The sequence below is a fragment of the Microcoleus sp. B13-B6 genome, assembly GCF_036705405.1.
Lineage (GTDB): Bacteria > Cyanobacteriota > Cyanobacteriia > Cyanobacteriales > Microcoleaceae > Microcoleus.
This window is the reverse complement of sequence record NZ_JAUBUJ010000008.1, coordinates 82,187-108,056: the sequence shown is the minus strand read 5'-3', so window position 1 is coordinate 108,056 and position 25,870 is coordinate 82,187. Positions and strand designations below refer to the sequence as shown.

At 45.4% G+C, this 25,870-nt stretch carries 27 protein-coding genes and 1 pseudogene; 19 read left to right on the top strand and 9 right to left on the bottom strand.

What is annotated here, in order from left to right; all coding sequences use genetic code 11:
- The first annotated feature begins 16 nt into the window (after nt 1-16).
- Nucleotides 17-211 carry a hypothetical protein gene (locus tag QUB35_RS05850; protein ID WP_333140227.1) on the top strand — a complete coding sequence of 65 codons (195 nt, stop codon included), beginning with the start codon at nt 17-19 and terminating at the stop codon, nt 209-211.
- Nucleotides 212-357: 146 nt separating this feature from the next.
- Here the strand turns inward: QUB35_RS05850 and QUB35_RS05845 are convergent, their stop codons facing one another.
- Nucleotides 358-1,725, bottom strand: a complete 1,368-nt coding sequence (locus tag QUB35_RS05845; protein WP_333140225.1) for an aldehyde dehydrogenase — start codon at nt 1,723-1,725, stop codon at nt 358-360.
- A 178-nt stretch (nt 1,726-1,903) separates the two neighbouring features.
- Here QUB35_RS05845 and QUB35_RS05840 point away from each other — a divergent pair, with 178 nt between their 5' ends.
- Nucleotides 1,904-2,824, top strand: a complete 921-nt coding sequence (locus tag QUB35_RS05840; protein ID WP_333140223.1) for a glycine betaine ABC transporter substrate-binding protein — start codon at nt 1,904-1,906, stop codon at nt 2,822-2,824.
- Between the two features lie 61 nt (nt 2,825-2,885).
- Here QUB35_RS05840 and QUB35_RS05835 read toward each other — a convergent pair whose 3' ends face one another.
- The 4 genes from QUB35_RS05835 to QUB35_RS05820 form a co-directional block, all read right to left on the bottom strand.
- Nucleotides 2,886-3,890 (bottom strand): AAA family ATPase, encoded by a 1,005-nt coding sequence (locus QUB35_RS05835; RefSeq protein ID WP_333140221.1) that lies wholly within the window; start codon nt 3,888-3,890, stop codon nt 2,886-2,888.
- Nucleotides 3,887-5,080 carry an ATP-binding protein gene (locus tag QUB35_RS05830; RefSeq protein WP_333140219.1) on the bottom strand — a complete coding sequence of 398 codons (1,194 nt, stop codon included), beginning with the start codon at nt 5,078-5,080 and terminating at the stop codon, nt 3,887-3,889. The genes QUB35_RS05835 and QUB35_RS05830 overlap by 4 nt, the downstream gene beginning before the upstream one ends.
- A gap of 145 nt (nt 5,081-5,225) precedes the next feature.
- Nucleotides 5,226-7,499 (bottom strand): bifunctional (p)ppGpp synthetase/guanosine-3',5'-bis(diphosphate) 3'-pyrophosphohydrolase, encoded by a 2,274-nt coding sequence (locus QUB35_RS05825; RefSeq protein ID WP_333140217.1) that lies wholly within the window; start codon nt 7,497-7,499, stop codon nt 5,226-5,228.
- 151 nt (nt 7,500-7,650) lie between these two features.
- Nucleotides 7,651-7,788 carry a hypothetical protein gene (locus QUB35_RS05820; RefSeq protein ID WP_333140215.1) on the bottom strand — a complete coding sequence of 46 codons (138 nt, stop codon included), beginning with the start codon at nt 7,786-7,788 and terminating at the stop codon, nt 7,651-7,653.
- Between the two features lie 174 nt (nt 7,789-7,962).
- On the opposite strand from QUB35_RS05820, the gene patD reads away from it, so the two are divergent.
- The 12 genes from patD to QUB35_RS05760 all read left to right on the top strand — a co-directional run bounded on the left by patD (nt 7,963) and on the right by QUB35_RS05760 (nt 17,607).
- Nucleotides 7,963-8,361, top strand: a complete 399-nt coding sequence (gene patD / locus QUB35_RS05815; RefSeq protein ID WP_333140213.1) for a heterocyst frequency control protein PatD — start codon at nt 7,963-7,965, stop codon at nt 8,359-8,361.
- A gap of 45 nt (nt 8,362-8,406) precedes the next feature.
- Nucleotides 8,407-8,991 carry a zf-TFIIB domain-containing protein gene (locus tag QUB35_RS05810; protein ID WP_333140211.1) on the top strand — a complete coding sequence of 195 codons (585 nt, stop codon included), beginning with the start codon at nt 8,407-8,409 and terminating at the stop codon, nt 8,989-8,991.
- A gap of 364 nt (nt 8,992-9,355) precedes the next feature.
- On the top strand, nt 9,356-11,029 hold the full coding sequence (locus QUB35_RS05805; protein WP_333140209.1) for an ABC transporter ATP-binding protein: 1,674 nt from the start codon (nt 9,356-9,358) through the stop codon (nt 11,027-11,029).
- Nucleotides 11,030-11,190: 161 nt separating this feature from the next.
- Nucleotides 11,191-12,264, top strand: a complete 1,074-nt coding sequence (locus QUB35_RS05800) for an RNA polymerase sigma factor, RpoD/SigA family (protein WP_333140207.1) — start codon at nt 11,191-11,193, stop codon at nt 12,262-12,264.
- A gap of 175 nt (nt 12,265-12,439) precedes the next feature.
- Nucleotides 12,440-12,925 carry a GNAT family N-acetyltransferase gene (locus QUB35_RS05795; RefSeq protein WP_333140205.1) on the top strand — a complete coding sequence of 162 codons (486 nt, stop codon included), beginning with the start codon at nt 12,440-12,442 and terminating at the stop codon, nt 12,923-12,925.
- Between the two features lie 186 nt (nt 12,926-13,111).
- Nucleotides 13,112-13,372, top strand: a complete 261-nt coding sequence (locus tag QUB35_RS05790) for a hypothetical protein (RefSeq protein WP_333140203.1) — start codon at nt 13,112-13,114, stop codon at nt 13,370-13,372.
- 94 nt (nt 13,373-13,466) lie between these two features.
- The gene (locus QUB35_RS05785) at nt 13,467-13,673 is read left to right on the top strand and encodes a glycogen debranching protein (protein WP_333038077.1); all 207 of its coding nucleotides are present in this window, start codon (nt 13,467-13,469) and stop codon (nt 13,671-13,673) included.
- Between the two features lie 374 nt (nt 13,674-14,047).
- Nucleotides 14,048-15,043 carry an AEC family transporter gene (locus tag QUB35_RS05780; protein WP_333140201.1) on the top strand — a complete coding sequence of 332 codons (996 nt, stop codon included), beginning with the start codon at nt 14,048-14,050 and terminating at the stop codon, nt 15,041-15,043.
- A 369-nt stretch (nt 15,044-15,412) separates the two neighbouring features.
- Nucleotides 15,413-15,787 carry a DUF433 domain-containing protein gene (locus QUB35_RS05775; protein WP_333140199.1) on the top strand — a complete coding sequence of 125 codons (375 nt, stop codon included), beginning with the start codon at nt 15,413-15,415 and terminating at the stop codon, nt 15,785-15,787.
- Between the two features lie 121 nt (nt 15,788-15,908).
- A complete protein-coding gene (locus QUB35_RS05770; protein WP_015178899.1) occupies nt 15,909-16,154 on the top strand; it encodes a type II toxin-antitoxin system HicB family antitoxin in 246 nt (81 codons plus the stop codon).
- Nucleotides 16,154-16,372, top strand: coding sequence for a type II toxin-antitoxin system HicA family toxin (locus tag QUB35_RS05765; RefSeq protein WP_333102003.1), 219 nt, complete (start codon nt 16,154-16,156; stop codon nt 16,370-16,372). Before QUB35_RS05770 ends, QUB35_RS05765 begins: the two co-directional genes overlap by 1 nt.
- A 413-nt stretch (nt 16,373-16,785) precedes the next feature.
- Complete coding sequence (locus QUB35_RS05760; RefSeq protein WP_333140265.1) at nt 16,786-17,607, top strand: calcium-binding protein; 822 nt, start codon at nt 16,786-16,788, stop codon at nt 17,605-17,607.
- A gap of 223 nt (nt 17,608-17,830) precedes the next feature.
- Here QUB35_RS05760 and QUB35_RS05755 read toward each other — a convergent pair whose 3' ends face one another.
- Nucleotides 17,831-18,409, bottom strand: a complete 579-nt coding sequence (locus QUB35_RS05755) for a Uma2 family endonuclease (RefSeq protein ID WP_333140196.1) — start codon at nt 18,407-18,409, stop codon at nt 17,831-17,833.
- Between the two features lie 85 nt (nt 18,410-18,494).
- On the opposite strand from QUB35_RS05755, the gene QUB35_RS05750 reads away from it, so the two are divergent.
- The 4 genes and pseudogenes from QUB35_RS05750 (at nt 18,495) to QUB35_RS05735 (ending at nt 20,837) form a co-directional block, all read left to right on the top strand.
- Nucleotides 18,495-18,905: a hypothetical protein gene (locus QUB35_RS05750; protein WP_445252110.1), complete on the top strand. Its 411-nt coding sequence runs from the start codon at nt 18,495-18,497 to the stop codon at nt 18,903-18,905.
- Between the two features lie 315 nt (nt 18,906-19,220).
- A pseudogene (locus QUB35_RS05745) lies at nt 19,221-19,712 on the top strand (Uma2 family endonuclease); the annotation flags it as partial.
- A 76-nt stretch (nt 19,713-19,788) separates the two neighbouring features.
- On the top strand, nt 19,789-20,202 hold the full coding sequence (locus QUB35_RS05740) for a nuclear transport factor 2 family protein (RefSeq protein ID WP_333140194.1): 414 nt from the start codon (nt 19,789-19,791) through the stop codon (nt 20,200-20,202).
- A 278-nt stretch (nt 20,203-20,480) separates the two neighbouring features.
- Nucleotides 20,481-20,837, top strand: a complete 357-nt coding sequence (locus QUB35_RS05735) for a hypothetical protein (protein WP_333140193.1) — start codon at nt 20,481-20,483, stop codon at nt 20,835-20,837.
- A gap of 324 nt (nt 20,838-21,161) precedes the next feature.
- Here QUB35_RS05735 and QUB35_RS05730 read toward each other — a convergent pair whose 3' ends face one another.
- The 3 genes from QUB35_RS05730 to QUB35_RS05720 form a co-directional block, all read right to left on the bottom strand.
- Nucleotides 21,162-21,830, bottom strand: coding sequence for a 2OG-Fe dioxygenase family protein (locus QUB35_RS05730; RefSeq protein ID WP_333140191.1), 669 nt, complete (start codon nt 21,828-21,830; stop codon nt 21,162-21,164).
- Between the two features lie 208 nt (nt 21,831-22,038).
- The gene (locus QUB35_RS05725; RefSeq protein WP_333140189.1) at nt 22,039-22,803 is read right to left on the bottom strand and encodes an aldolase/citrate lyase family protein; all 765 of its coding nucleotides are present in this window, start codon (nt 22,801-22,803) and stop codon (nt 22,039-22,041) included.
- Nucleotides 22,804-22,894: 91 nt separating this feature from the next.
- Nucleotides 22,895-23,407 (bottom strand): hypothetical protein, encoded by a 513-nt coding sequence (locus tag QUB35_RS05720; RefSeq protein WP_333140187.1) that lies wholly within the window; start codon nt 23,405-23,407, stop codon nt 22,895-22,897.
- A gap of 161 nt (nt 23,408-23,568) precedes the next feature.
- Between QUB35_RS05720 and QUB35_RS05715 the strand changes: the two genes are divergently transcribed.
- Nucleotides 23,569-25,683 carry an FAD-dependent oxidoreductase gene (locus QUB35_RS05715; RefSeq protein ID WP_333140185.1) on the top strand — a complete coding sequence of 705 codons (2,115 nt, stop codon included), beginning with the start codon at nt 23,569-23,571 and terminating at the stop codon, nt 25,681-25,683.
- Nucleotides 25,684-25,870 lie beyond the last annotated feature (187 nt).

The following is a 25,870-nucleotide window of genomic DNA, read 5'->3' as shown; positions in this document are numbered from 1 at the left end:
CACTGGGAGCATCTCAATGAAAGCAGTCAAGCTAGAAATTGGAGTTAGGAGTCAGGAGTCAGGAGAAAAGAGTCAGAAGGAAGAAGTCAGGAGCAAGAAGAAGTGTTTTTACAAATATGAAATGCTCCCAATTCACTCTTTGTGGAACAGGCCGGAAAGCCTGTTCTTGAGAATGGTGCAAGGCAGACATTGCGATCGAAATCGTTCATAAAACAGATGAGCAATCATTTAAAATTTCTGGAAATTATCGTTCACCGTGGAATCGCTTAACCGATAATATCAGGAAGGGGCGGGTTGATTTGGCTATCTCGCTGATATTGTAAACGTTAGTGAACCCGCCCCTGCAAGTGCGATCGATCAACCGATAATTTTCTTAATCAAATCCAACTTACCTAAATAGGGAGCGTACCGCCATTTTAAGTCAAGTAAAAATGACTTTTGCAGCACGCTTTTTTGATGCGAAAAGGTGTCAAAACTTGCTTTTCCGTGATAGGTGCCGATGCCGCTGTCGCCAACTCCGCCAAAAGGTAAACTTGTTACTCCGACTTGCATAACCGTGTCGTTTATGCAAACTCCGCCGGAAGAAGTTTCCCGCAAAACTCGCTCTTGTTTCTCTTTATCCTTCGAGAACAAATACAAAGCTAGGGGTTTGGGACGGGCGTTGATTTGGGCGATCGCCTCCCCGAAATCATCATACTCCAAAACTGGCAAAATCGGCCCGAAAATCTCATCCTTCATCACAGGCGCATCCCAGGAAACCTTGTCGAGAACCGTCGGTGCAATATATTTATCTTCGGGGTTTGTTTGACCGCCGACGACAACTTCTCCGTCTTTGATAAATTCTGCCAAACGTCCTAAATGATGCTGATTGATAATTCGGGAATAGTCGGGACTTTTCTGCGGATCGTCGCCGTAAAATCCGTGAATTGCTGTTTTAATTGCCTGCATCAAATCGGGTTTAACTTTTTTATCAACTAACAGGTAATCTGGAGCGATACAAGTTTGACCGGCATTGATAAATTTGCCCCACGCAATGCGTTTAGCAGTGTATTCAACTTGAATATCTGAGTCTACAATGCAAGGAGTTTTGCCGCCTAATTCTAATGTGACAGGTGTCAGGTGTTTGGCGGCGGCTTCCATGACTATTTTACCGATTTTTGTGCCACCGGTAAAGAAGATGTGGTCGAATTTTTCGGCTAATAATTGTTGGCTGATTTCGACTCCTCCTTCGACGGCGGCTACGTAGGCGGGATCGAAGGTTTTGGTAATCATGTCGGCGACAACTGCCGACGTGTGCGAGGCGATTTCAGAAGGTTTGAGGATGGCACAGTTGCCGGCGGCGATCGCCCCGACCAAGGGTGATATCATTAGCTGAAATGGGTAATTCCAAGGCCCGATGATTAAAACTACGCCCAAAGGTTCTGGGTAAATGCGGGCAGATGCTGGGAATTGATCGATCGAAGTAGGCACTTTTTTCGGCTTTGCCCACGATTTAACATTTTTGATGGCATAATTAACTTCTGCGATCGCAGCAATTTCAAAGTAAGCCTCGTACTCCGGCCTGTTCAAATCAGCCTTGACAGCATCCACAATCCGTGATTGATTGGAAACGATCGCACTTTTAAGTTTTTTCAGTTGTTCGATCCGAAAATCCACATCTTTCGTTTTCCCAGTCGCAAAAAATTGCCGCTGCTGCTGGATAATATCGCTGACGCTGATTACCATTTTTTGTCCTCCATGTCTATAAATAAATGTTACAACAGGAAAACGGAAGTTGGGTAAAGTGCGATCGGTGTTAGATCCTCGACTTATTGAACAAGTCGGGGGTCTGGCCTTTACAAATCATTGAGAAATGCTATAAATTAGAAGCTAATAATTGTGGAAATGACAATGGAGTTCGCTTATGAAAATATCTAAGAACGATTTTTTTTTCTATTCCTGCTGGCTGCTTTGCTTGCTTGCAGTAGCAGGATGTACCTCTAAGCCCGAAAAGCAAGTTGTTATCTGCTCGAAAGACTTTACCGAACAAGCCATTCTCGCAGAAATTTTAGCACAGCACATCGAAGCTAAAACAGATATCAAAGTAGAACGAGAACTGAATCTCGGAGGTTCGCTTTGCCATGAATCCCTAACAGCAGGTAAAATCGACTTGTACGTCGAATACACAGGGACTGCTTACGCCAACCTGCTCAAACAGAAACCGATTTCTGACCCCAAAAAAGTCCTCGATTACCTCAAACAAGAATATCCCAAACAGTTTAAAGCAGAATGGACGGAACCGCTGGGATTTAATAACAGTTTTGCGATTATTGTGCGGGGAGACGATGCCAAAAAACTCAATTTACAAACTCTCTCGCAACTTGGGAAAGCTGCACCTAACCTCCGGGCTGGTTTCGGCCCCGAATTTAACGAGAGAGAAGATGGATTTCCCGGATTAGCTAAAACTTACGGGATTAAATTTCGAGAACAACCGAAGGAATTGCTGTTAGGATTGCTTTATCAAGCGTTGCAACAAAAAGAAGTAGATGTGATTGCTGGTAATACGACGGATGGTTTGATTCAAAGTTTAGGTTTAGTAGTTCTCAAAGATGACAAGAACTATTTCCCGCCCTACGAAGCAGTTCCGGTTGTGCGATCGCAAATTTTGGAAAAATACCCGGAATTGCGTCCAGTGTTCGCAGAATTGGGCGGGAAAATTTCCGAAGAAGATATGCGTAAACTAAACTATCAAGTTGACGGGAAACAGCAGGAAGCCGGACAAGTGGCGCGGGAGTTTTTGCAGCAAAAGTTGGGCGGTTCCCAGCCCGCACCTAGCGCAAAGTAATCGGCAGTTTCTCTCCTAAAAGTTCACTTTATATCCGTAGCAGCTTACTTAAAAGTTGGAATTATAAATTGGTAAGTATTGGGATTTCTACGGTTTCAGCAATTTTATGAGCTAGCTTTTTAAAGTCTAGGTAAACACTTTGCACGGCCTGGACGTGAGAACCAATTGCCCCATCCGCAGGTTTGAGGTGGAACATAGGTTTATGGGCTTCTTGAGCAAGCGGCATCAGACTCTGATTGTGTTTTAGCAAAGCTAAACAGTGAGGATCTTCAGCGATGGAAAGCGTGCTATTTTCCGATTCATTGAGCACAGCTTCCCGATAAATATTAGGAATCCGTGCAATCCATCGCTGATAAGCTTTCACTGGGCGGTCTAGCCGTACCGAGTGTTGCAGGACAATATAACCAACAGGTTGCATTTGACCTTGAGGAAGCTTTAAATCAGGGGCAGGATTTTTCTCTAATCTTTCTAGCCATTCTTGCCGCCAGCGTCTGAGAGTTGGGCCGAGATTTTTCAATCCTTGCAGTGAGAATAAATCCGGTGATAGAGGAACTACTACATAGTTAGCTGCAATCAAAGCGGCCCGGTTAATCGCTCCTAAATTCGGGCCGATGTCTGTCAAAACTACATCAGCTTGATGAACTGTTGCTGCTTCTTGCAAGAGTCGCCAAAAAGCAGAGATGACCCGAAAAGAACGCTCCTTGCGATCGGTGCACCCGGGCCATTCTGCTGAGAGCTCATCTTCAAATCCAGAGAGCAATAAATCTCCTACCAAGAGTCCCAATCTTTCTTCAATCTGCTCTACTTCTGGAGTAGCAATATCACCAATTCCTCTAATTAAAGGTTGTACGCAGCGAAAAACTGTGTTAGGTCGGTTATTGCCTTCCCACAATTCTTCTAAACGTTCTTCATCTAGAAAAGCAGCAGTCAGATTGGCTTGGGGGTCTAAATCTGCTGCTAGCACCCGCAGTCCTAAATTGCGATACATCCAGGCTAAATGATAGACTAGCGAAGTTTTACCGACGCCACCTTTATTATTGAAAAAAGCAATAATGGGTACTGTCACGGATGCCTCCTAATAATTACTAAAACATGAGCATCTTCGACAACAAACTCCGGTGGTGGGCTGCCATTTTTTTGCAGTGAATTGCGAGCTATGGCGATACCAATTCCAAACCTTTGTACATAACCAAGATTTTTTAAGGCTTCTGCTAAATTTGGATTTCGGTAGTCAGTGATTCCAGGCATACCAAAATTTTGCCGATTAACTTGTCCAAAGGGCCCGCCGGGGTTTTGAATTTCAATGCGATCGCTAAACCAGGTAATTCTTACTGGTGCATACGTCCCTTCATAGGTGCGGTGCAAGAGCGCATTTCTAGCAAGCTGTTGCAATGCTACTAACGGGTAATCTGGCTGCTGGATTTCCACTGACTGAGCGGTAATATCAGAAGCTACTGAGATATGAGATTGCAGTATTTCATCTAACACTCTCAGCATCATAGAAAGTGGCCCAGCAATTTCTTTCTGGTCTTTAATGGGGTCAGTTAGCTCAGTTCCCTCAATTCGCAAAAATTGAATATAAGCCCCAGGTATCAATTGCCGGGGGTCTTTTCCTACTACCAATATACCTAAATTTGTTGGCTGAATTGACGGTAAAGTGCTAATAAACCTTACTGATGCTAATTGGTGTTCGACGGTTCTTTGATTTTCTTCTAATATGTCAATAGGCAATGTTGAAGGTAGATATTCCTGTTGAAATAAAGTTAAATTTAAGTCATCTAGTGTCCCGGAAGGCAAAGATTGAATATCAAAAGGTAAATCTCTGGAACGCCGTTTTTCTGAGAGACGGCGCTCTTCTTCGGCTGTGGCAGTAGTGCGGCGGGGGCCCACCCGTACCCAGATTCGCCCGTCATAGCGGACAGGGGGTGCATCTGATGGTTCTACAATGACTGCTACTAACTCGCATCCCGCAAGCGTTCGCTTTTGCACGGTTATCGCGGGAAAAGGCAGTATATTTCCATCTGAACGCATATCCGAGAGGGTTAGTAAAAGTTGATCGGTGATGCTCAAATTGGCACAGCTTCCATCATCATTAACACCTATAAATAGTACCCCTGGCTGTTGGTAGTTTGGCAAGTCGTTGGCAAAAGCGCATATAGCCTGACGGAGTTTACCTTTATCAGATATTGAGGCCTTGCGCTCTACTCGATCGGATTCAATGTCTTTGAGGAGAGTTTCTAACTGACTGTCATCCATGCTTTAACTTATTTCTCGTAAATAATTCTTACTGCTTGGTAACAGCAGACTGCGGCTAGTTGGGGAATTGTTAAGAGTTTAAAGAGAAAAGTTTGTTTTCAATTACTACTTACCAATTTCCCGCACCAGCCGCTAAATTAAATTTCTAATTCCCTTCACTCAGCCTCCGCAAATTCAAAATATCGCTCATCTTTTTAATTTGCATACAAGTGCGCTCGAACTGTTGTTTATCCTGGATATCCATGCACAAGTCAATTAAGGCCGGCAATCCGGGGTAGGTTTTGACTTGAGCGCTGCGGACGTTCACTTGGTTGTCCTTCAAATGCGATAAAACATCATTGAGAACTCCCACTCGATCGAGGGCTTCAATTTGAATGTTAACCGGATAAGTGTTGGGCCGAGATTCATTGCGGTTGCTGGAATTCCAACTCACAGGAACCAAGCGATCCCCAGGCACGTTCTCAACATTTGAACATCCTTGTCGGTGAATCGAAATTCCGCGGGTGCGAGTCACAACTCCAATAATTGATTCCCCAGGAATCGGACAACAACAGCCGGATAAATGGTAGAGCAATCCCTCTACACCTGCGATCGGCGATTTGCTCGGAGACGAACTCGGTACTGGTTTCGGTGCCGTCGATGCAGGTATTAGCTGGGGCAATTCGTGGGTTCCTGCAGGAGCCGCTTCAATTTTTTGCTGCACTTTTACTAAATCTCGCAGTCGATTTACTACGAGATTTAGGGTGACTTCGCCGTACCCCAAACCGGCGATTAAATCTTCGACGCTGTGGTAGTTGCAGCGCTGAGCCACAGACTGCATGGGTTCAGATTTCAGCAAGGATTCTAAGCCGTTTTTACCTAATTCTTTTTCCAGCAATTCCCGCCCGCGAGCGAGATTTTCATCTCTGTGCGATCGCTTCAACCACTGGCGAATTCGGTTTTTTGCTCCGTTTGTCTTGACAAAATTCAGCCAGTCGGAACTCGGATGACCATTTTTTTGGGTCAAAATTTCTACAATATCCCCGTTCTTTAAAACCTTGTCTAGTGTTACCATTCGCCCGTTTACTCTGGCACCGGTGCAGTGATTGCCAATTTCTGTGTGAATGCGGTAAGCAAAATCTACGGGAGTTGATCCGCTATTGAGAGCAATCACGTCTCCGTTAGGAGTAAAAACGTAAATATCTTCGTCGAATAAGTTGTCCTTAATGCTTTGTAAATATTCGCGATCGTCTTTGAGGTCGCTTTGCCATTCAAGGAGTTGTCGCAGCCAAGTAAATTTTTCGTCGTCGCCGGTGACTTTTGTGTTAGAACCGCCAGTTTCTTTATATTTCCAGTGCGCGGCAATGCCGTATTCTGCAATGTGGTGCATTGCTACGGTGCGAATTTGCACTTCGATGGGGCGGCCGCTGGTTCCGATTACTCCGGTGTGCAAAGATTGGTAGCGGTTGGCTTTTGGTAAACCGATATAATCTTTAAAGCGGCCGGGAATTGGGCGGAAAGAATCGTGGACGATCGCCAAAGCCCGATAACAGTCATCATTGGTTTCTACTATGATCCGCACCGCCGCAATATCGTATACTTGCTTAAACCCTTTTTGGCGGCGCTGCATCTTCCCGTAAATCCCGTACAAATGTTTGGGACGGCCGCTAACTTCATAGCATTTAATGCCTAAATTGTCAAGCCTTTCTCGCAAACTATCTGTGACTTCTGCGAGTTGAGTTTCTCGATCGGCTCGCTTCTCGGCCACCAATTCCTGAATTTCGCGGTAAGCTTCGGGTTCCAGGTATTTAAACGCTAAATCTTCCAATTCCCACTTAAAGCGGCCAATACCCAAACGGTTTGCTAGGGGAGCAAAAATATCTCGGGTTTCTAGGGCAATACTGCGTTGCTTTTCTTCGGACAAATGCTCCAAAGTCCTCATGTTGTGCAGCCTGTCTGCCAGTTTGACCACAATGACGCGAATATCTTTAGCCATTGCTAGGAACATTCGGCGGAAATTTTCCGCAAGGCGCTCTGTTTTGCTGGAAAAATTAAACTTAGAAAGCTTGGTGACACCTTCAACCAACTGTCGCACTTCGGCGCCGAACCGCTGTTCTATTTCTTCGAGAGTAATATCTGTATCTTCAACAATGTCGTGGAGGAAGCCCGCGGCAATCATGACGTTGTTGCCGCCCATATACCGGAGTATTCCAGCGACAGCTACCGGATGGCAAATGTAAGGTTCTCCCGATTTGCGGTATTGTCCTTCGTGCAAGTCGCGGGCAAATTCAAAGGCCCGACAAATTAAGCTGTCGTCCGTGGAACAATTCGGGTTAGGGCCCCCATCAGGCTCCGATCGAGCATTCAGGCATTCTTGCAGCCAATCGGGAACTACAGCAGGATCGATCGAAGGAGAGGGAGTCAGAGTGTTCGCGTTCATGGGGTACACCTTTAAAACTTAGAAATACAAATGGTTAAAAGCCAGTTTTTGGTTGAATTGCCGAAATTATGTGTTTAGCTATACTAAACTACTTGAATGCCACAATTTGCAATTCAAAAAAATAGTCGATTTTTCTGTTAACTCTACCTATCTAATTCCGAGTCGCCCCCCCTCGGAGGTAGGAAAATATAGTGACACCACTGCCACCGCCGCAGTCTGTCGATCGGGGAAAATCGGGTAAAATAAGCATATTTTGGCGGTAGCCGTTGAGGTTGCGGGCGATCGGCATTTACCGGCAACGCTAAACTAAAAGCAGCAGCCAGAAGGGTAGAGTTAGGGCAGAAAATCAAAAAAAGTTCTCACAAAACAGGGAATAGCTCCAAAAACGCACAGCTTCCCTCCCTATGAGCAAACTTAAGTAAGTATCTACTTAGATTATAAATACAAATTTGTTTACAAAATCATGATATTGTCCGAAGACCGCCGCCAGTGCTACCAAGAATTACAGCAAGCGCTAGAACAACTACAAAGAACTGCTGCACAGGATAATCTGGATCGGGCCGCGCTGGCGATCGAATACAGAAAAGTGCAACAATTTTTCGGAAACCAAATTATGAGAGCCGAAAGCGATGACTTAGACGCCTCAGAAACACCCCCAGAGCAGTCCTATTTGACGGAAATTCACAAGCAACTGCGGTTATTGGGGACAGATGTCACGTTTTTGCAAGCGTCGCGCCAGCCAGCGACAGCAAAGGCGAGGCAAACTGGGGCGATCGCGCGGCTTAACACGCTAATTGGCTACTGTGGCGCGCTGCTGCAAAAAAATTCTGGTTCTTCAGGGCCCGCCCAGATACAGAATTAATAATTGAATTAACAGGGAATTAATAAGGCAAGGAGAAATAAAGCGGTGGAATGTCCAAAATGTAAACATCCCAATTTAGATGGCGGTACCTTAGCCGGTCGTATGTCCGTGCAGTGGTGTCCCAACTGTTACGGTATCTGGATTCCAGGCAGAGAATACGAAGCTTGGCAAAAAGAGCAAAGCCAGTGGTACAACAAATCCGACAAGCCTGATGCGACAGGGACTCTCGGCATAGAATTCACCCCCTCTGTCTACGACAGCAAAGCAGCGCTGTGTCCCGAAGACGGTCACTATCTGTCGCGGGCGAAAGTTCCTTTCAGCAGAGTGCCCTTTTACATAGAGCGCTGTATGTTGTGCGGAGGCATTTGGTGCGATAACGGCGAGTGGGACATTCTCGAAAGTCTGGGATTCCACACCGAGATTGACAAGATGTTTTCTGCGAATTGGCAAGCTAAGGCCCGCGTGCAAGAACTCGCCTCTCGGGAACGTCAAGTGCTGACTGAGAAGCTGGGGCCGGATATCGCCGGATATGTGTTGGAACTCGCGGAAGTTTTAGCAGACCATCCTCACGCAGATTGTGCCGCTACTTACATACTGCGGAGAGCTGAGTTGAAGCGAAGGGAAATTTAGTCAGTTGATGGTTGTCAGTTGTCAGTTGTTAGTTGTCAGTTGTCAGTTGTCAGTTATCAGTTGCTGGGTGAATGATGTACTAATAAAAGCTTTGTTTGTAGCTATTTTTATTTGTATTTACAAACAGCAGAGCAGTCTCTTGCCCATAACTAATAACTCTGAAACACTAAGAAGTAACAACTAACAGCCAGTATATTGACCATTAAATAACAAATAACAAATAACAACTGACCACTGACTACTGACAATCAAGCATCCAGGATACAAGCCCCCGAATTTATCTCGCGCAAGTTAATGCTTTAATTCTTTAATCTAAAATCCAAAATCTAAAATCTAAAATCGATTGACTAAGGACTAATGACTAATGACTAATGACTCTTCTCTATTTTCCGTTGACAATCTGCGAGTAGCTTATCCTCAGCGGCGAGGCCAATCCGGTTGGGCAGTTGACGGGGTTTCCCTGACGCTGAAACCGGGGGAAAAGCTCGGATTAGTTGGGGAGTCTGGGTGCGGTAAGTCAACTTTGGGAAGGGCGGCGATGCGGTTGCTGCCGGATTCAACGCTGATTGAGGGGCGAGTTAGTTTTGCTGGAGAGTCGGTGTTTGATATGAATGCTTCGCGGCTGAGACGGTTTCGGGGCGAAGCTGTAGCATTGATTTTTCAAGATCCGATGACTCGTCTCGATCCTTTGATGACTGTAGGAGAACATTGCATCGAGACTTTGCAAGCTCACCGACCGAATTTGGATCGCAAGCAAGCTAAGAAACGGGCGATCGAAACTCTGGAAGCTGTGAAAATTCCCGCGTCTCGTTGGTCGCAATTTCCCCACGAATTTAGTGGCGGAATGCGGCAAAGAGTAGCAATTGCTTTGGCTCTTTTGCTCGATCCCAAATTAATTGTGGCGGACGAACCGACTACAAGTTTGGACGTAACTGTAGCTGCTCAGATTTTGCAGGAATTAACCAGACTTTGTGAGGAACGGGGAACGGCTATTTTGTTGATTTCTCACGATTTGGCGATGGTGGCTGAGTATTGCGATCGCATTGCAGTGATGTACGGCGGTAAAGTTGTAGAAACCGGGCCGGTGCAAAACGTTTTTGAGAAGCCGCAGCACGAATATACTCGATCGCTCCTCAAAGCAGCTTTGCACATTCAAGCCGATTCTGACAAAGGGTTAGCATTCGAGGAAATCAGGACTGAAGCGGTTACTGCAAACTCAACAAATGCGCCTCTTTTGACCGTAACCAATTTGCAGCAACACTACAGTTTAGAAAGCAATTTATTAGATCAGTTGTTTTCCAGGAATCGCCAGGTAATAAAAGCCGTAGACGGCGTTAGTTTAGAGCTACAACGGGGAGAAATCCTAGGGCTCGTGGGGGAGTCCGGCTGCGGCAAAAGTACCTTGTCACGCACGATTTTGCAGCTAATTACCGCGACAGGTGGCAAAGTGGAATTTCAAGGAATAGATATAACTGCCCTGAACCGGGATGCTGTGAGGAAGCACCGCCGCGAAATGCAAATGATCTTTCAAGACCCCCACGCTTGTCTGAATCCGATGATGACTGTCGGGCAAAGTATTGCTGACCCTTTGTTTATTCACAAATTAGCTAATGGCAGCGAAGCGAAAAAACAAGTAATCCAAATGTTAGAGCGGGTGGGTTTAAGTCCTGGGGAGGATTTCTTTCGTCGCTATCCGGGGGAATTGTCAGGAGGACAACAGCAGCGAGTTTCGATCGCCCGCGCTTTGATTACTCGGCCGCAACTGATAATTTGCGACGAACCTGTGAGTATGCTGGATGCCAGCGTGCAGACTCAAGTTTTAGAGCTGATGTTGGAGTTGAAGCAGGAATTTAATTTGACTTATCTGTTTATTACGCACGATTTGTGGGTGGCGAGATTTTTTTGCGATCGTATCGCGGTAATGAATGCTGGAAAAATTGTTGAAATCGGTAAGACTAGGGATATTTTTACTAATCCGCAGCACCCTTATACTCAGCAATTATTGCAGGCAGCTCCATTACTGGCTCGAACTCAATAGAAAGGTCTAAAATTGGGGCGAACAGATACTAAAATTGGGGCGAACAGATATCAGCCACTAAAATCACTCACCGGCTTCTAGATGGATTTCGGAAATTTCCGGTTAAATTGGTTAAAGTTAAGGGATACTTTTCAAATCCTTCCACCGACACCAAGCACGATATGGCAGAATCTGACCTAGGCAGTTTTGCGGTGGCACCCGAAGCCTCATTCGCGATCGCAGAAGATGAAGACACCGAGATCGATCGTCCGACGGTAACTCGATCGTCAGCATACAACAACTGGTCTGCCGACGATCCAGTGGGAGCTTTGTTCAAGGAAATGGCTCGGTATCCTCTACTGACAGCAGCCGAAGAGGTGGAGTTGGCGCGCCGCGTTCAAGAATTGGTAGCCCTGGAGAAACTAGAACAGCGTTTGCAGCAGGAATTGGACAGAGTGCCGACAAAAGCTGAAATCGCTGCGGCTTTGGGGATAAGCGAAACTCAACTGCAACAGCTTCGCCACCAGTGTCAGTCGGCGAAACGGAAAATGATCAGCTCGAATTTGCGCTTGGTGGTTTCGATTGCCAAACGCTATCTTAATCGGGGCGTGCCTTTTCTCGATTTAATTCAGGAAGGAGCTTTGGGTTTAAATCGGGCAGCCGAAAAGTTCGATCCAGAGAAGGGTTACAAGTTTTCTACCTATGCCTATTGGTGGATTCGCCAAGGAATTACCCGGACAATTGCCAATCAAGGGCGGACGATTCGCTTGCCTGTTCACGTTGTCGAACAGTTAAATAAACTCAAAAAAGTTTATCGAGATTTGAAGCGTTCTCTTCAACGCAATCCAACTGAAACTGAACTTGCGAGAGAAATGCAAGTTACTTGCGAACAGCTTCGCTACCTCCAGCAAGTACGTCGGCAATCTTTGTCTCTCAACCACCGCATCGGCTCAGAAGAAAGTTCGGAACTTTTGGATGTTCTCGAAGATAACGCGACGCAATCTCCCGAAGCTCAGATGAATGAGATGATGATGCGCCAAGATATTTTGGAGGTGTTGGACAGTATTTTGACTGAGCGGGAAAAAGAGATTGTTGCTATGCGTTACGGTTTGCTGACCGGCGAACCTTACACTTTAGAAGAGGTCAGCAGTTTGTTCAATTTGTCCCGCGAACGAGTCCGTCAAATTCAAAATAAGGCAATGCGAAAGCTGCGCCGCCCTCAAGTGACGGAACGATTGAAGGGCTGGTTGAAATAAGCCAAAAACATTGAGTTGGCATTTTGAAAAATCTTAAAATTATTGTGGGGTGGCACTCCGAGGCCACCGTAAATATGCTTGTTCAAGGTGGAAAAGCTTAATTAAAGATTAAAAATTAAAAATGTCTTGATGTGGTATTTTTAATTGTTGATTGTCGCGTACTACTTACTTATTTATGTCTTCTGAGGTAATTTTGCGTCCAGCTACCCGCGCCGACGTGCCGGTGCTGTTTGATTTGATTAAAGCTTTAGCTGAGTACGAAAAATTATCTCATGCTGTTACTGGCAATGCCGTTGATTTGGAGCATCATTTGTTTGGCGATCGACCTTTTGTTGAAGCGATTTTAGCCGAGTGCGAGGGTCGAGTTGTGGGCTGGGCGCTATTTTTTTACAATTATTCTACTTTTTTGACTCAGCCGGGAATTTATTTGGAAGATTTGTTTGTGGTGCCTGAGTTTCGAGGGCGGGGAATTGGCAAGTCTTTGATAGTTTATTTAGCGCAGTTGGCAGTAGAAAGGGGCTGCGGGCGTTTAGAATGGAGCGTTTTGGATTGGAATGAATTGGCGATCGGATTTTACAAGGGTATCGGTGCTGATGTGATGCCCGACTGGCGGATTTGCCGGCTTGCGGGCGAGTCTTTGGCAAATTTGGCATCGAAGTAATTCAGGCGGGCTCGCGTGCCCAACCCCTACTCCCCACCCAAAATTCATCTGTTGTGGAACAGGCATCTTGCCTATGTGTGGAACAGGCATCTTGCCTGTTAGTTAGTGGAACAGGCATCTTGCGTAATTCAGGGCGGGCTAGGAGCAACGCCCCACCCAAAATTCATCTGTTGTGGAACAGGCATCTTGCCTGTGTTTGGAACGGCATCTTGCGTAATTCAGGGCGGGCTAGAAGCCCAACCCCTACTCCCCACAAAAAATTCATCTGTTGTGGAACAGGCATCTTGCCTGTGTGTGGAACAGGCATCTTGCGTAATTCAGGGCGGGCTAGAAGCCCAACCCCTACTCCCCACAAAAAATTCATCTGTTGTGGAACAGGCATCTTGCCTGTGTGTGGAACAGGCATCTTGCCTGTGTGTGGAACAGGCATCTTGCCTGTTAACCTAAAATGCCGCACTAGGGTTAATTAATACCTACCTACTTAATTGACAAAAATATAGGAAAATTTAGATAATAGTTAAGTTAATTGGGAGAGTAGATCGTGATTATTTGGGTAAACGAGCAAATCGATCCGTCGGGCATTCTTTATTCTTGTATTGCTTGTTGCGATGAGACTCAAGCGAAGGATTGCCACGAATCTTTTGAGAAGAATTTGACGGCCGAGCAAAAACAGCAGGGCTGGGTTGCTACCTTGCGGACTGTTAGTTCTTGGGATGAGGTGCCTGTTAATGCTTTGAAATTGAATTAATGAGTGCAAGTCATTAGCAGCTTTAGTGTCGCCGTATTTCCGTTAGAGCGAAACGGCAGGAAAACGTGGGACATCTGTTCGGAAAAGGCAAGATAACTCGATCGCACATTGGTCAAATTAACAGAAGTTTTCTGAAACAGAAGGCAAAAAGCTGCAAGCATTTGGGGCAGCCAGTCTGAGGATTGTGCCGTGGAAGGTGCGGGAATTTGGGCGGAAATTTTCGGGCCAGCAGTGCTGCGAACACGCTAGGACGAAAAAGCGTGCAAGTGCGATCCCCTTCGAGGGCTCCGCTAACGACAATTCGCATTTCTTAAACGGATTTTAGCATTACTATTAATAGATAGAGGCATTTCCAATTGTCTAGTTAAATTTTTATGATTGAAACCTTATTTCACGCTTATACGCCTCTAGTTATCTGGACGGGCTTAGGACTGCTGCTGTTTCGGTACATCCCAGTTGATTTTCCCAAGCTGCTGAGCCACTTTCTTTTCTGGATTGGGATACCGCTGCAAATTCTAGTTTTAGCCCGTCAGAGCGATTTTTCGGGTGCTGTGGGATTCACGCCGGCGATCGCCATATTCGTGTTATTTCTGAGTACGAGTTGTGCTTGGCTGACTTGGGTATTATTGCGTAGGCTGAGTGCGGCCCACATCCAAAAGCCCTATTTTCAGGGCAAAAATTCTCTGGTTAATTTATTCTTATTAAATTTTAATTCCCTGAAGCGATCGAGCCAAGGCAGTTTTCTCCTAGCTGCGATGTTAGGGAATACGGGCTTTGTGGGATTAGCAATCACCCCGTCTATCATCAGCACCGATAACAACAACTGGGCTGTCTTGTACAGCGTCACTAACAACGTTATTGGAACTTATTGTTTCGGTGTATTTATTGCTAGCTATTTCGGGAACTCCGAGCAAAAAAAACACTGGTGGACTCAGATCCGGGACGTGCTGACAGTTCCCGCCCTGTGGGCTTTTTTAATTGGTTTTTATACTAGAAACATCCCCCTGCCCGAAACAGTGGAATCGGGATTGCAGACTGCTGTTTGGGTGGTAATTGCCAGTGCTTTGGTGCTGGTTGGCATCCGGCTGAGGTCTATTAAGAAATGGGAAAGTTTTGAACTGGCGTTAATCCCGTCACTGTTAAAAGTGGTAATTGTGCCGGTGCTAATCGGATTGGGTGCTAGTTATTTCGGATTGAGCGGCGATCCGAGGTTCGTGTTGGTGTTGATGTCGGGAACGCCCACAGCTCTTTCGGTGCTGATTTTAGCAGAAGTCTACGAGCTCGATCGCGATTTGTTAGCTAGTAGCATCGCCATCACTTCTGTCGGTTTGCTGTTGATGCTTCCGCTGTGGTTAGCTGGGTTTAGTTGAAGTTGGGCGATCGCGTGGGAGTTAGAAACCGGGTTTCTTCACTAAATCGGGCGTGAGAATTCCAAGACGATCGCAGAAACCCGGTTTCTTGGATTTTGGGGCGCGTGGGAGTTAGAAACCGGGTTTCTTCTCAAAATCTCGGTAAGGATGCGTAAATTATCGCAGAAACCCGGTTTCTTGGAGTCTGTGGGGAGTCAGAAACCGGGTTTCTTTTCAAAATCTCGGTAAAGATGCGTAATTATCGCAGAAACCCGGTTTCTTGGATTTTGGATCGTGTTACTAAAACAGGAAACAAACCAAAAACTAATGATTGTTGCAAGGTTTTTGATAATTATTATAATATAGAAATAACTTCGAGGAGGTTATGGCATGACAAGCATATCCGACGAACAAACAGCTATCATCCGTACAGAAAGAGGACTGTCGATCGCAGGTACGCGCATCACCATCTACGACATCATGGACTATGTGACGGCTCAATATCCGCCTAAGTTTATCAAGGGATTGTTTGACCTTACAGAGGAACAAATTAACGCAGCTTTAGCTTATATTGAGGCAAATCGCGCTGATGTTGAAGCTGAGTATCAAATGGTGCTTAAGGAAGCTGAAGAATTGCGGCTGTATTATGAAGAAAAAAATCGCGATCTCATTGCCAGAATAGCCGCCATGCCACCAAAACCAGGAACCGAAGCTGCTTGGGAAAAACTTCGAGCGACTAAGGCCAAACTTGATGCTAAAGCATAATTTTTTTGATCGATCGTAATCTCAACGGACAGGCCATAATTTTGTTTGGCTCTATTGCTAATCAAGGTTGGCTTGATATCATCCCAATTCGTTTTGTCACCTTAAAGGAGATTGCTTTAATATGTTAACTAAATACATCCAAGCTGCTATGAAGCAAGCTAAGTATGAAATTTTCCCTGATGATGGGACTTTCTACGGAGAAATTCCTATCTGTGAGGGAGTCTATGCAAATGCTGTAAGTCTCGAAGCTTGTCGAGAAGAATTGCAAGAGGTATTGGAAGACTGGATTTTACTTAGTCTCACCCTGAAACTTCCTTTACCTGTCCTTGATAATATCGACCTTACAGTTACCAAGGAAGTTGCCTGATGCCTCCTTTAAAACCCGTCAAACGTCGAGACTTAATTTATTATCTGAAACAACTGGGATTTGACGGCCCCTATTCGGGAAAAAGGCATCAGTTCATGTTGAAAGATAACCTTCGCATTACCATCCCCAATCCTCATCAAGGTGATATCAGTGCCAACTTTTTAGCTAAGATTTTGCGACAGGCTAAAGTTGATATTAGTGATTGGGAGAACCTCTAAACTTGAGAGGGTTTTGTCAATTATATTAAATAAAACGATCGCGCTTCTTCTGCTACTGGAGATGGTAGGGGAGGGGCGAGCGCAATTTGATTACCAACAAAAGTAAGGTGTGTCACCTGCGATAATCGATCGTTTTGGTGAAAAATGGCAAGGTGACGCACCCTACTACTAAAAGACCTATTCTAAAGATGTCTTTGTTTTACTTCTTGACAAAAGCATAAAAACTCGTTAGGATAACTTTTTAGGTAAAAGTTTTATTTAAACCAACAAGGTACAAGAAAAACTCACCCAAAAGTTGGTGTTTTGGCATTTTACAAAAAAAGGAAACAACGACAATGACTATTATCCAAGACGGTGAGTTCAAAGGCGCTATTGTTGGAACCAACGGCAATGACGCAATTCAATAATCTGGAATCATTTTTGGTGTCCAAGGTAACGATACCCTTTCTGGCAATGGTGGTAACGATACCATTTACGCTGGCAAAGATAACGATATCTTGTATGGTGGTGGTGGAGATGATTTTCTCCGCGGCGATCAAGGTAACGATACAATTTACGGCGGTGAAGGTAACGATACCATCTACGGTGGCAAAGGTGACGATTTCATATTTGGTGGTGAAGGTATCAACATTCTTTACGGGAGTAATGGCAGCGATACTTTCAATGTCAAAGCAGGAGATCAACTTCCAGACTACAATCCTGCAGAAGGAGATGTTTTAATCGGTAACTTTTCTGTCGAAAACGGAGTTCTTCAAGCTATAACTACTCCAACTCCCACACCAAGCCCAACGCCTACTCCTACACCCGCTCCGGCTCCGACTCCCACCCCTACCCCTGTGATTCCAAGACAAGATAGCGTTGCTGCTTATTCTAATGGCAGTGAAGTAATAGGAGTAGGTCGCACAGCCCCTCGTAATTCCGAGCTTGCTTCAGAATCTGGATCTGATACTTTGACTGGCTCCGGTAGCAGTATACTTGTAGGCATTGCTGGAGATCCAGATTCATTTGCTGCCAACTTAAACTCGCGGTTAATAGGAGATGGCATCAAAAACTTTGGAACAGAAGATGAAATCCTTCTTCCTACGGTTCTCCAAGGTAAAATCCGAATTGTTCCTTCAACACGTGAGCCTAATGGATTTTTTGTCCAAGGAAACCAAAAAAATTACTTGTTTGTTTATAACAGTCAAAACAATTTAACTGCAACAACAATAGAACAAGCGATTAAATACATATAGCCTCGCCTTTCTTTCGTCATCTACTAAATGTGAAAACTCATCTTGTCTCTATTTGAGAAATAAATAGGAGCTAAAATGAAAAAACTCCCTATAGAAATCAATTTATAATTAAAAGCTTGTTTGAATGCCAGCAGTTGTTGTGTTTGGTTTTCTTAAGGGGGCTTTATTGTGTCTTGTAACTTCACCTGCATCAATCAGTTTATATAGTAGCACTTCTCAACTTCTACATCGATCGCATAAAAGCATTCACCGCATCATATTGATCCGCCATCCGCGAATAAAACTCGATCGATCGCAAATCCAACTCCGGCAAAGGTTCGCTCTTACTCACCAATTCATACCCCGTTGGACGCAAGCAATAAACCGAAATTACCCCATCCTCCCAAAACCAAACCTCCTGCACTCCCACCCGACGATAGATTTCCAGCGTATCAATTCCACCACTCGTCACTGTTATTTCGATCGCCAAATCTGGAACCGACTTGCGCGTACCCAAACAATAAGACTCATCTGGTTCCTTCCGTGCACCTAACTCCTTCATCCCGATAGTTGTACTGCCGCGCCCGTAGAAACGAATGTTCTTCGTCCGCATATAAATCTCTAAAAGCTGATCTAAAGTGTTTCTAGATTCTTCATGTTCCTCAGAAAAAGGAGCCATAATTTCTAAACACCCATCCAAATAAGTTAAATGCGCCCCAGTTTCCGCCAAATCTGCATCCAACTTTTCCAGAGTCTCCCATGTCACGTTTGAGAGGAAAGCCGCACCTGTACCCAATCCTGCTTTAGAAATTGCGACAACCATCTGACTTACCTTTTAGGATGCTTTTTTATATTAGCGAATATTAGCTAAAGTTTCAAATCAGATTGCTATAAAATTTCGCAGTACAATGAACAATAACTGCACGGAAACGGCTATGAATGAGACAATAACTGCTACAGGTCTGCCTCCTGCATTCCCCGACCATAACCAATTGCCAGACGAAGACGGTACATTTGTGAAAAATTTTCAGGAGCATCCCCAGAGCATCATTTTGACAGATTCGATCGGGCCTGTTGTAGAGCGACTGCATCCAGACGGACAATATGCGATCGGGCAAGATTGCGGCATTTACTGGCGAGAAACTGACCCGCCAGAGCGAGGTGCAGAAGCACCGGATTGGTTTTACGTGCCGAATGTACCCGCAACACTCGATGGTTTTCGCCGTTCTTATGTACTTTGGCGGGAACACATGGCTCCGTTCATCACAAATTTGGGTAGAAACCCCGTCCTTTTAGGACGGCTTTATATTAGAATGTAATTGGTCAACGACCCACCCGAGACGATGGATCAAACAGCCTATACGAGCGAAGTTCAGCCCGAGGTGCTGGCGGCGAAGCAAAATCGGTAGACCGGGATGCATAGGATAGGGCAATGGAAGTCTAACCCTAGAATCAAACCTACGAAGAATTCCGTTTGGTATTCGACACGTAAAAACCGCAGGGCTTGCGGGGTTAGTCTGTGGAGCGAACATAAGACCAAAACTCTTTGAGGGTGGAGGCAGTTGCGAAGAAGCAGAAACTTAAGTCGCGAGGCTTAAGAATCACCGTACCTTCAGGTCGGTGAGTATGTCAATGCTTTAGAATTTGCTAGCGGTAATGGAGAGGAAGAGCGCGATTCCCTTCGGGATAGCTTCGCTTCACGTACTCCGCTTTCTGTGGCGGCCGACGGTACAACAACTAAACCCGGTAAGTTTTGGGTGTACGAGAGAATTATCCGCATCCCTTACTACGGTATTTATGAAATGAGAACTGGCAATTTAGAAGTCTATCACCTGATAGATTTTGGGTATCGAAGGATGGAGCCAAACGAACGCGGTCACTATCCGATTCCTGTACTAGATGTAGAATTGGGACTGTGGCAGGGAAGCTATCAAAATCAAGAACTGCTTTGGCTGCGGTGGTGGGATTCGCAGGGGAATTTGCTGTTAACTGGCTCCGAACAAGTTGAAATTGAGCGGGCTCGAACCGAGAAAGAACGAGAAAGAGCCGAACAAGCAGAGCGAAAAGTTACCCAGTTAGCGGAGCGACTGCGAGCAATGGGAATCGATCCCGATGCTGAGGATTGATATCAAAGTCCCAAAACTATCTCTGTAGCGCGAGCATCCCGCACCTAATCTTTTATAATCACAAAAAACAAAGCTGATGGAAACTAAACCACCTCTACCGCCCTTTACGTTGGAAACGGCTAAAGCCAAAGTTCAAGCTGCTGAAGATGCCTGGAATACCCGCGATCCAGAACGAGTAGCCTTAGCTTATACGGAAGATTCTCAGTGGCGAAACCGTGCCGAATTCTTCAGCGGACGGGAACAAATCAAGGCTTTTTTAAGACGAAAATGGGGAAAGGAACTAGATTACCGTTTAAAGAAAGAACTGTGGAGTTTTACAGAAAATCGGATTTCTGTTCGATTTGAGTATGAGTGGCACGATGATTCTGGCTACTGGTATCGCGCCTATGGTAATGAACAGTGGGAATTTGCAGAAAATGGGTTAATGCGAAGACGTGAAGCTAGCATTAATGATGTTCCGATTCAAGAATCTGAACGGAAGTTTCGATAAGATTTATCGGTGAGTTGTTAGAGGCATTAATAAGGGGGGACTTGCGGGCGGTGAATTTGACTTTTGCAAGAACTCTAGAGAAGTTTATAGAGCATCTGCGATCGTGTAGAATCTTAAAAAACAATTTTAATGGAGTTTTGTTGCAAATGAAATTTTTGGCGATCGAAACACTAATTGTTAGTTCTCTCCTTCTGTCAAACTCATCATTGTCATCTGCTCAAAGTAATCCACAAGGGTCTACAATTCTACCCACAGGAGCTTACTACGCTCAAGGAACAATGTTCAATAACTCCCGTAGAGAGATTGCACATCAAAACAATAGAATCTGCATCAAGATCGTTGATGGCCCTGCAAATCCCTACAAAGGAGTCGAATCTATCACAATTAGCAGCGTGTCTGTTGAAAATGGGAAATACTATATTGATGCAACTGGCACAGAGCTAGTATTAAAAAACAATGGAAAAGCATTCTCTGGCGACATTCGCGGTACATGGGAGTATAGAGGTATCTCGCCCGATCGAAGGAGTCAACCCATACAAGCTCAAAAAATGGCAGAGTGTGTAGCGGCTCAAGGACGATATGTGGAGAAGATGGAAGGAATATCAATTTCAGGAATCGATTTTCCCAAGCATTAACCACGATCGAGATGGGTGGGGGCGCAACCAAAAGGCGATATGTTGGATGCAGTAATGGGTAATCGGAGTAAGGTGCGCGGCGCGCACCTTATACCAATTTTTTATGAGGTTGCATAGAATCCGATCCCCCCTAGCCAAGAGGGCGGGCACGGGGAGTAGGGGTCGCACCGCCCCTACTAAGGGGGGGACAAGATTCTTCTCAAAGTCAACCCCTACTCCCCAACAATCAGGGGGAGTAGGGGGTATGCGAGGGGGATCGAGATATGTGCAACTTCACATTAAATTGGTATTACATCATTAGGTTATTCGTCCCAGACTGTATCCTCAATCGGTAAGCAAACTCGGAGAAGTCAGCACAAAGACATCCCTGGTTCCCACTCCTTCAGATTCCGGTTTAATCGGCGTAGTAAAGTGGAAAAACTCGTGGTCGTTAACTAACAGCAATTCTCCCGGATGCAGAATTTTATTAAAAACAGGCTTCTCTCTTTTAGCCAAGTACAAATGCGTTTCCCCGCCTACAATATTAGTTCTGTCCACCGAGAAAATTCCGATAAAGTCAGTACCGTCTTGGTGAATGCCTTCCGGTGCGGGGTTGCCGAAATTGTTTGGTGAACAAGTCGTCCTGATTTGATGGATGCCGATTTCAGCTTCCGGGTGAATTTTGCAGGAATCGAAAAAAGCAAAAATCATCTGTTTGAAATTATCGAGGGCAATTAGTCGATCGTCCAATTCGGCAAATTCCCGCCTGATATCACCCACTAGCGGATTGTATGTTTTGCTTTGAAACAAATAGCCGTGAGGTAACTTAACTAACTCATTTCCGTTGACTGCAAACCGCGATAATCTTCTCGAACGATACTTACCTTTCACATACGGATCGACAGGCATATCGTCAAAAAATTCCTTGAAACCTTCTAGCTTAATCGAGTTTACTTTTTTGAAAGTAAACATGAAAGCATAATCCAAATGAATGGATTCTAATACGGTTTTCATAGATTTTACTCCCTGAAGCCTTGCTCCCCTCCCTAATTTTGCCGGGAGGAGGTGTATGCTTCTACTCTAGCGCAGGTTTTTTGTATGTGTCGTAAAAGACACTACAAAAATTGCAAAGATATCGTAAAGCTTGCAAGATGAATCCGGGGCTGGTTCTTCTTTTAATCCAAAATCCCCAATCTAAAATCTAAAATCTAAAATCTAAAATCTAAAATCGATTGACTGCTTTCACCAGCGACTGACAGGCCCGCAGGAAAACGGCAACATCGACCCCAAGTGCGACGTACTGAACGCCAGCATCAATCCACTGCTGGGCGATTTCGGGGTTTTCGGCAAAAGTACCGGCGGCTTTGCCTGCTTTGCGGATGGTTTGCACTGCCTCCTGCATCATGTCGATGACGCGGGGATCGCGGACTTGGCCGGGAATGCCGATCGACTGCGACAGATCGTAAGGCCCCAGAAAAATCACGTCAACCTCTGGCACAGTAACAATTTCTGCCAGGTTGTCGATGCCAGCTTTGCCTTCGACATGAATCACAACTAAGGATTCTTCGTTGAGTTTGTCGGTGATATTTGTACCTGCGGCGGTGTAAAGTCCCGCCCGCGTAGCGAAGGAAAGGCCTCGCGTGCCCAGAGGACTGTATTTAGCGCTTTTGACAGCGGTTTCGGCATCGATTTTGCTTTCAATTTGAGGTACTTGAACGCCTGCACTGCCGATGTCGAGAGCTCGTTGAATTTGCGGCCCGTCGTTTTTGCGGACGCGAATAATCGGTGCAATTCCAGTGCAGTCGGCGGCGCGACACAAATCTTCAGCAGCAAGCGGGTTCAGGGGCCCGTGTTCCATATCGATAACCGCAAAGTCGAATCCAGCGTGACCGCATATTTCTATGAATGCGGGATAAGCGCAGTTCATAAATAAACCGAGGACTGTTTCGCCTTGTTTAATTTTTTGTTTCAGTTGGTTTTGACGCATGGGTAATCCCGGAAAATTGAGTTTTTTTTAGCGCAGATGAAGCCAGATTGCTTTTAATAATACAGCTAAAATATTGTCGTAATGAATTACTTTAGGTTAACAGAATAGACAAAAATTTTGTAGCTGCTTTTGCTTCTCTCTTAAAGGGAATCAAGCACAAAAGCCAGCCAACAATAAACATTCCTAAGATTGGTAAAAATATGGCTCCCACGGATGGTTCTACTAACCAAGCAAATAAAGCAAACATTCCAATACTGCCAGTTGTCCACAGCCAAAGAATCAGAAGTCCTATAACTGTTTTATGTAAACTCATCCTAATTTTGATGGAACAACCGAATTGTTGAGTATGTATATCTCCTTGTATAATTGGGAACAATAAATGTCTCCCGATGATGATGCGATTGATTTTGAAGGTTTTGCCAGAAATCGTTCCTTCATAGGGTTTCGCAGGTGGCGGCCCAAAGGGTATAATTATTCTAAAAACTTTTGGAGGAGTAACAACTTCGTCCAACCTGCGTAAAACTTCCGAATAAGTCAAACTGGTGGTAATTGTTAAACTCTCAAAAGGAATAAATAACCTAAAAAATTTGACTATTTTGAGCATAATGTTCATCCGGCTGTTCAATAGTTGTTGCTGGTATTAATGCCTCTTCTCTAAAAAAGTTTTCCCTGACAACACCGCGAAATACCAGTATACTGCAAAATAAACATTTAGATGGGATGAGTGTTTTTCGCGCTATGTCAAAATTAATTCCACAATCTCCGATGAAACTTCGACAGTATCTATTTTGGCTCAAAGGTCGATCGATCCTTAGCCTCACCCTCGGCATAATTTCCGCGATTGGGAACATTTCGCCAGTATTTGCCGCACCGGGTCGCAATCCAGACAATGCAGAAACTTGCGACATTCTAGTAGCAGGCGGCGGGCTTGCAGGCGCTGCTACCGCTTACGAAGGTTTGCTGGCAGGGCGCACAGTTTGTCTCACTGAAATTACTGACTGGGTAGGCGGTCAAATTTCCTCCCAGGGAACTTCCGCACTCGATGAAAGAGATACTCAGCGATCGCTCTTATTTTACCCCCGTGGCTACCTAGAATTGCGGGAGCGGATCAAGGAACATTACGGCCGGCTAAATCCCGGAGGCTGTTGGGTTAGCTATTCGTGTTTCATGCCCTACGACGGTCACAAAATTCTATTTAACATCTTGCAGGATGCCGCTAGAAAAGGCAAAGGCACGCTGAAATGGTTTCCCAATACAGTTATTAAAGAACTAGCAATTACTCCTGCTGTGGCGGGGAATACGGTTGGTGGTCAACAAATTAAAAGTGCGATCGCCATTCAACACAAACCCGCCCCCAACACCCCGCCAATCAACACCGAAACTCTTTCTCAGACTATCGAAGATGCCTATCGCTACGAAAATTCTCCGCGATTTAACAAAACTATTATTCGGTTTATTCCTAAAGCATCTGGAACCCCCCCTAACCCCAGAAGGGGGGGGAATTCCACAAGTTCCTCCCTTTCTGGCAGTAGGGGGGGTGCTGATTGGTACGTTGTAGATGCCACTGAAACAGGCGAATTGATCGGACTTGCCGATGTTCCCTACCGCCTCGGAATTGACCCGCGTTCCCCTCTCGAACCTTCCTCAGCCAGCCCCACCGGCGACCCTTACTGCACTCAAGGTTTTACCTACACCTTTGCGATGGAAGCAACGAAGGAACCGCAGCAGCATCAAGTCCCGTCTTTTTATCAACAATACGCTCCTTACTACAGTTACGAATTGCAGAGATTGGCGAGCTTTCCCTTAGTTTTCAGCTACCGCCAAATCAGGAGCATGAGACCGGATCAAAAGCGACCTTCCGACCCGAAGCAATACCCGATTTATCCGGGGGATATTTCGATGCAAAACTGGACTTGGGGCAATGACTATCGTCCCGGCAATTCTCAAGATAATTTAATTTACACTCGCGAGCAGTTGCAAGAGTCCGGTCAACTGCAACCGGGGGGATGGATGGGCGGTTTGCGAACGGAAACTTTGCGAAGAGGAGAGGAAAATGCCAAAGGATTTTTCTACTGGCTGGTAACAGGAACTACTGACTCGCAGCTAGGAGAGGGAGTCAAAAAGCCTAATCCAAACAATCGTTTTTTGAGCGGTTTGGATTCGCCGATGGGGACGGTGCACGGACTTTCTAAATATCCTTATATGCGGGAGGGCCGGCGTATTATTGGGCGGCCGAGTTTCAATCAGCCTCAAGGTTTTACGGTGTGGGAAGTTGATATGTCTCGCACTGACTTTACGGCTGATTTTTATCGCGAGAATTTGTCGGAGGAAGAGTATCGGAAGTTGTGGTTGGCTGTGGGTGGTTTGAATGCGCCGGCTTTGGCTGTGGGAAGTCAATCTGTTGAGGATACAAAATCGCGATCGCGCGCTACGATTTATCCTGATTCTGTGGGTATCGGTCATTATGCGATCGACTTTCACCCCTGCATGACTAACAGTCCGCCGGAAGCACCGGGAAATACCGAACGGGAAGGCACTCGCAAAGGTCAAGGGCAAGCTTATCCCTTCCAAATTCCGCTGCGGGCAATGATTCCTCAGAAAATTGACAATATGTTAGTGGCGGGTAAAAGTATTGCTGTTAGTCACACAGCGGCCGCTGCTTATCGAGTGCATTCTTTTGAATGGTCTGCCGGTGTGGCGGCGGGAGTTACGGCTGCTTTTTCCCTAGAAAAGGGGATTCTACCTTATGAATTAGTGGACGAATTGCCGTCCCGCGAGCCAAACTTGGAAGTGTTGCAGTTGCGGTTGCAACAAAATGCTAATCCGATCGCCTTTCCGGGTACTTCTATTTTCAATAGTTCGTGGCAAAATTGGAAATAATCGCACTTGGTAATCTGTAGCGCCGGCATCCTGCCCGCCCTACAATAAAATTCACTCTTTGTGGCACAGGGTGGAACAGGCTTTCGGGCCTGTTCCTGACACCCGACAATTAACTCGTTACCAAGAAGAGCCTGCTAACCCGTATAAAATAACCAGTCACAAAATAGCTGATAAACAGCAATTTGTC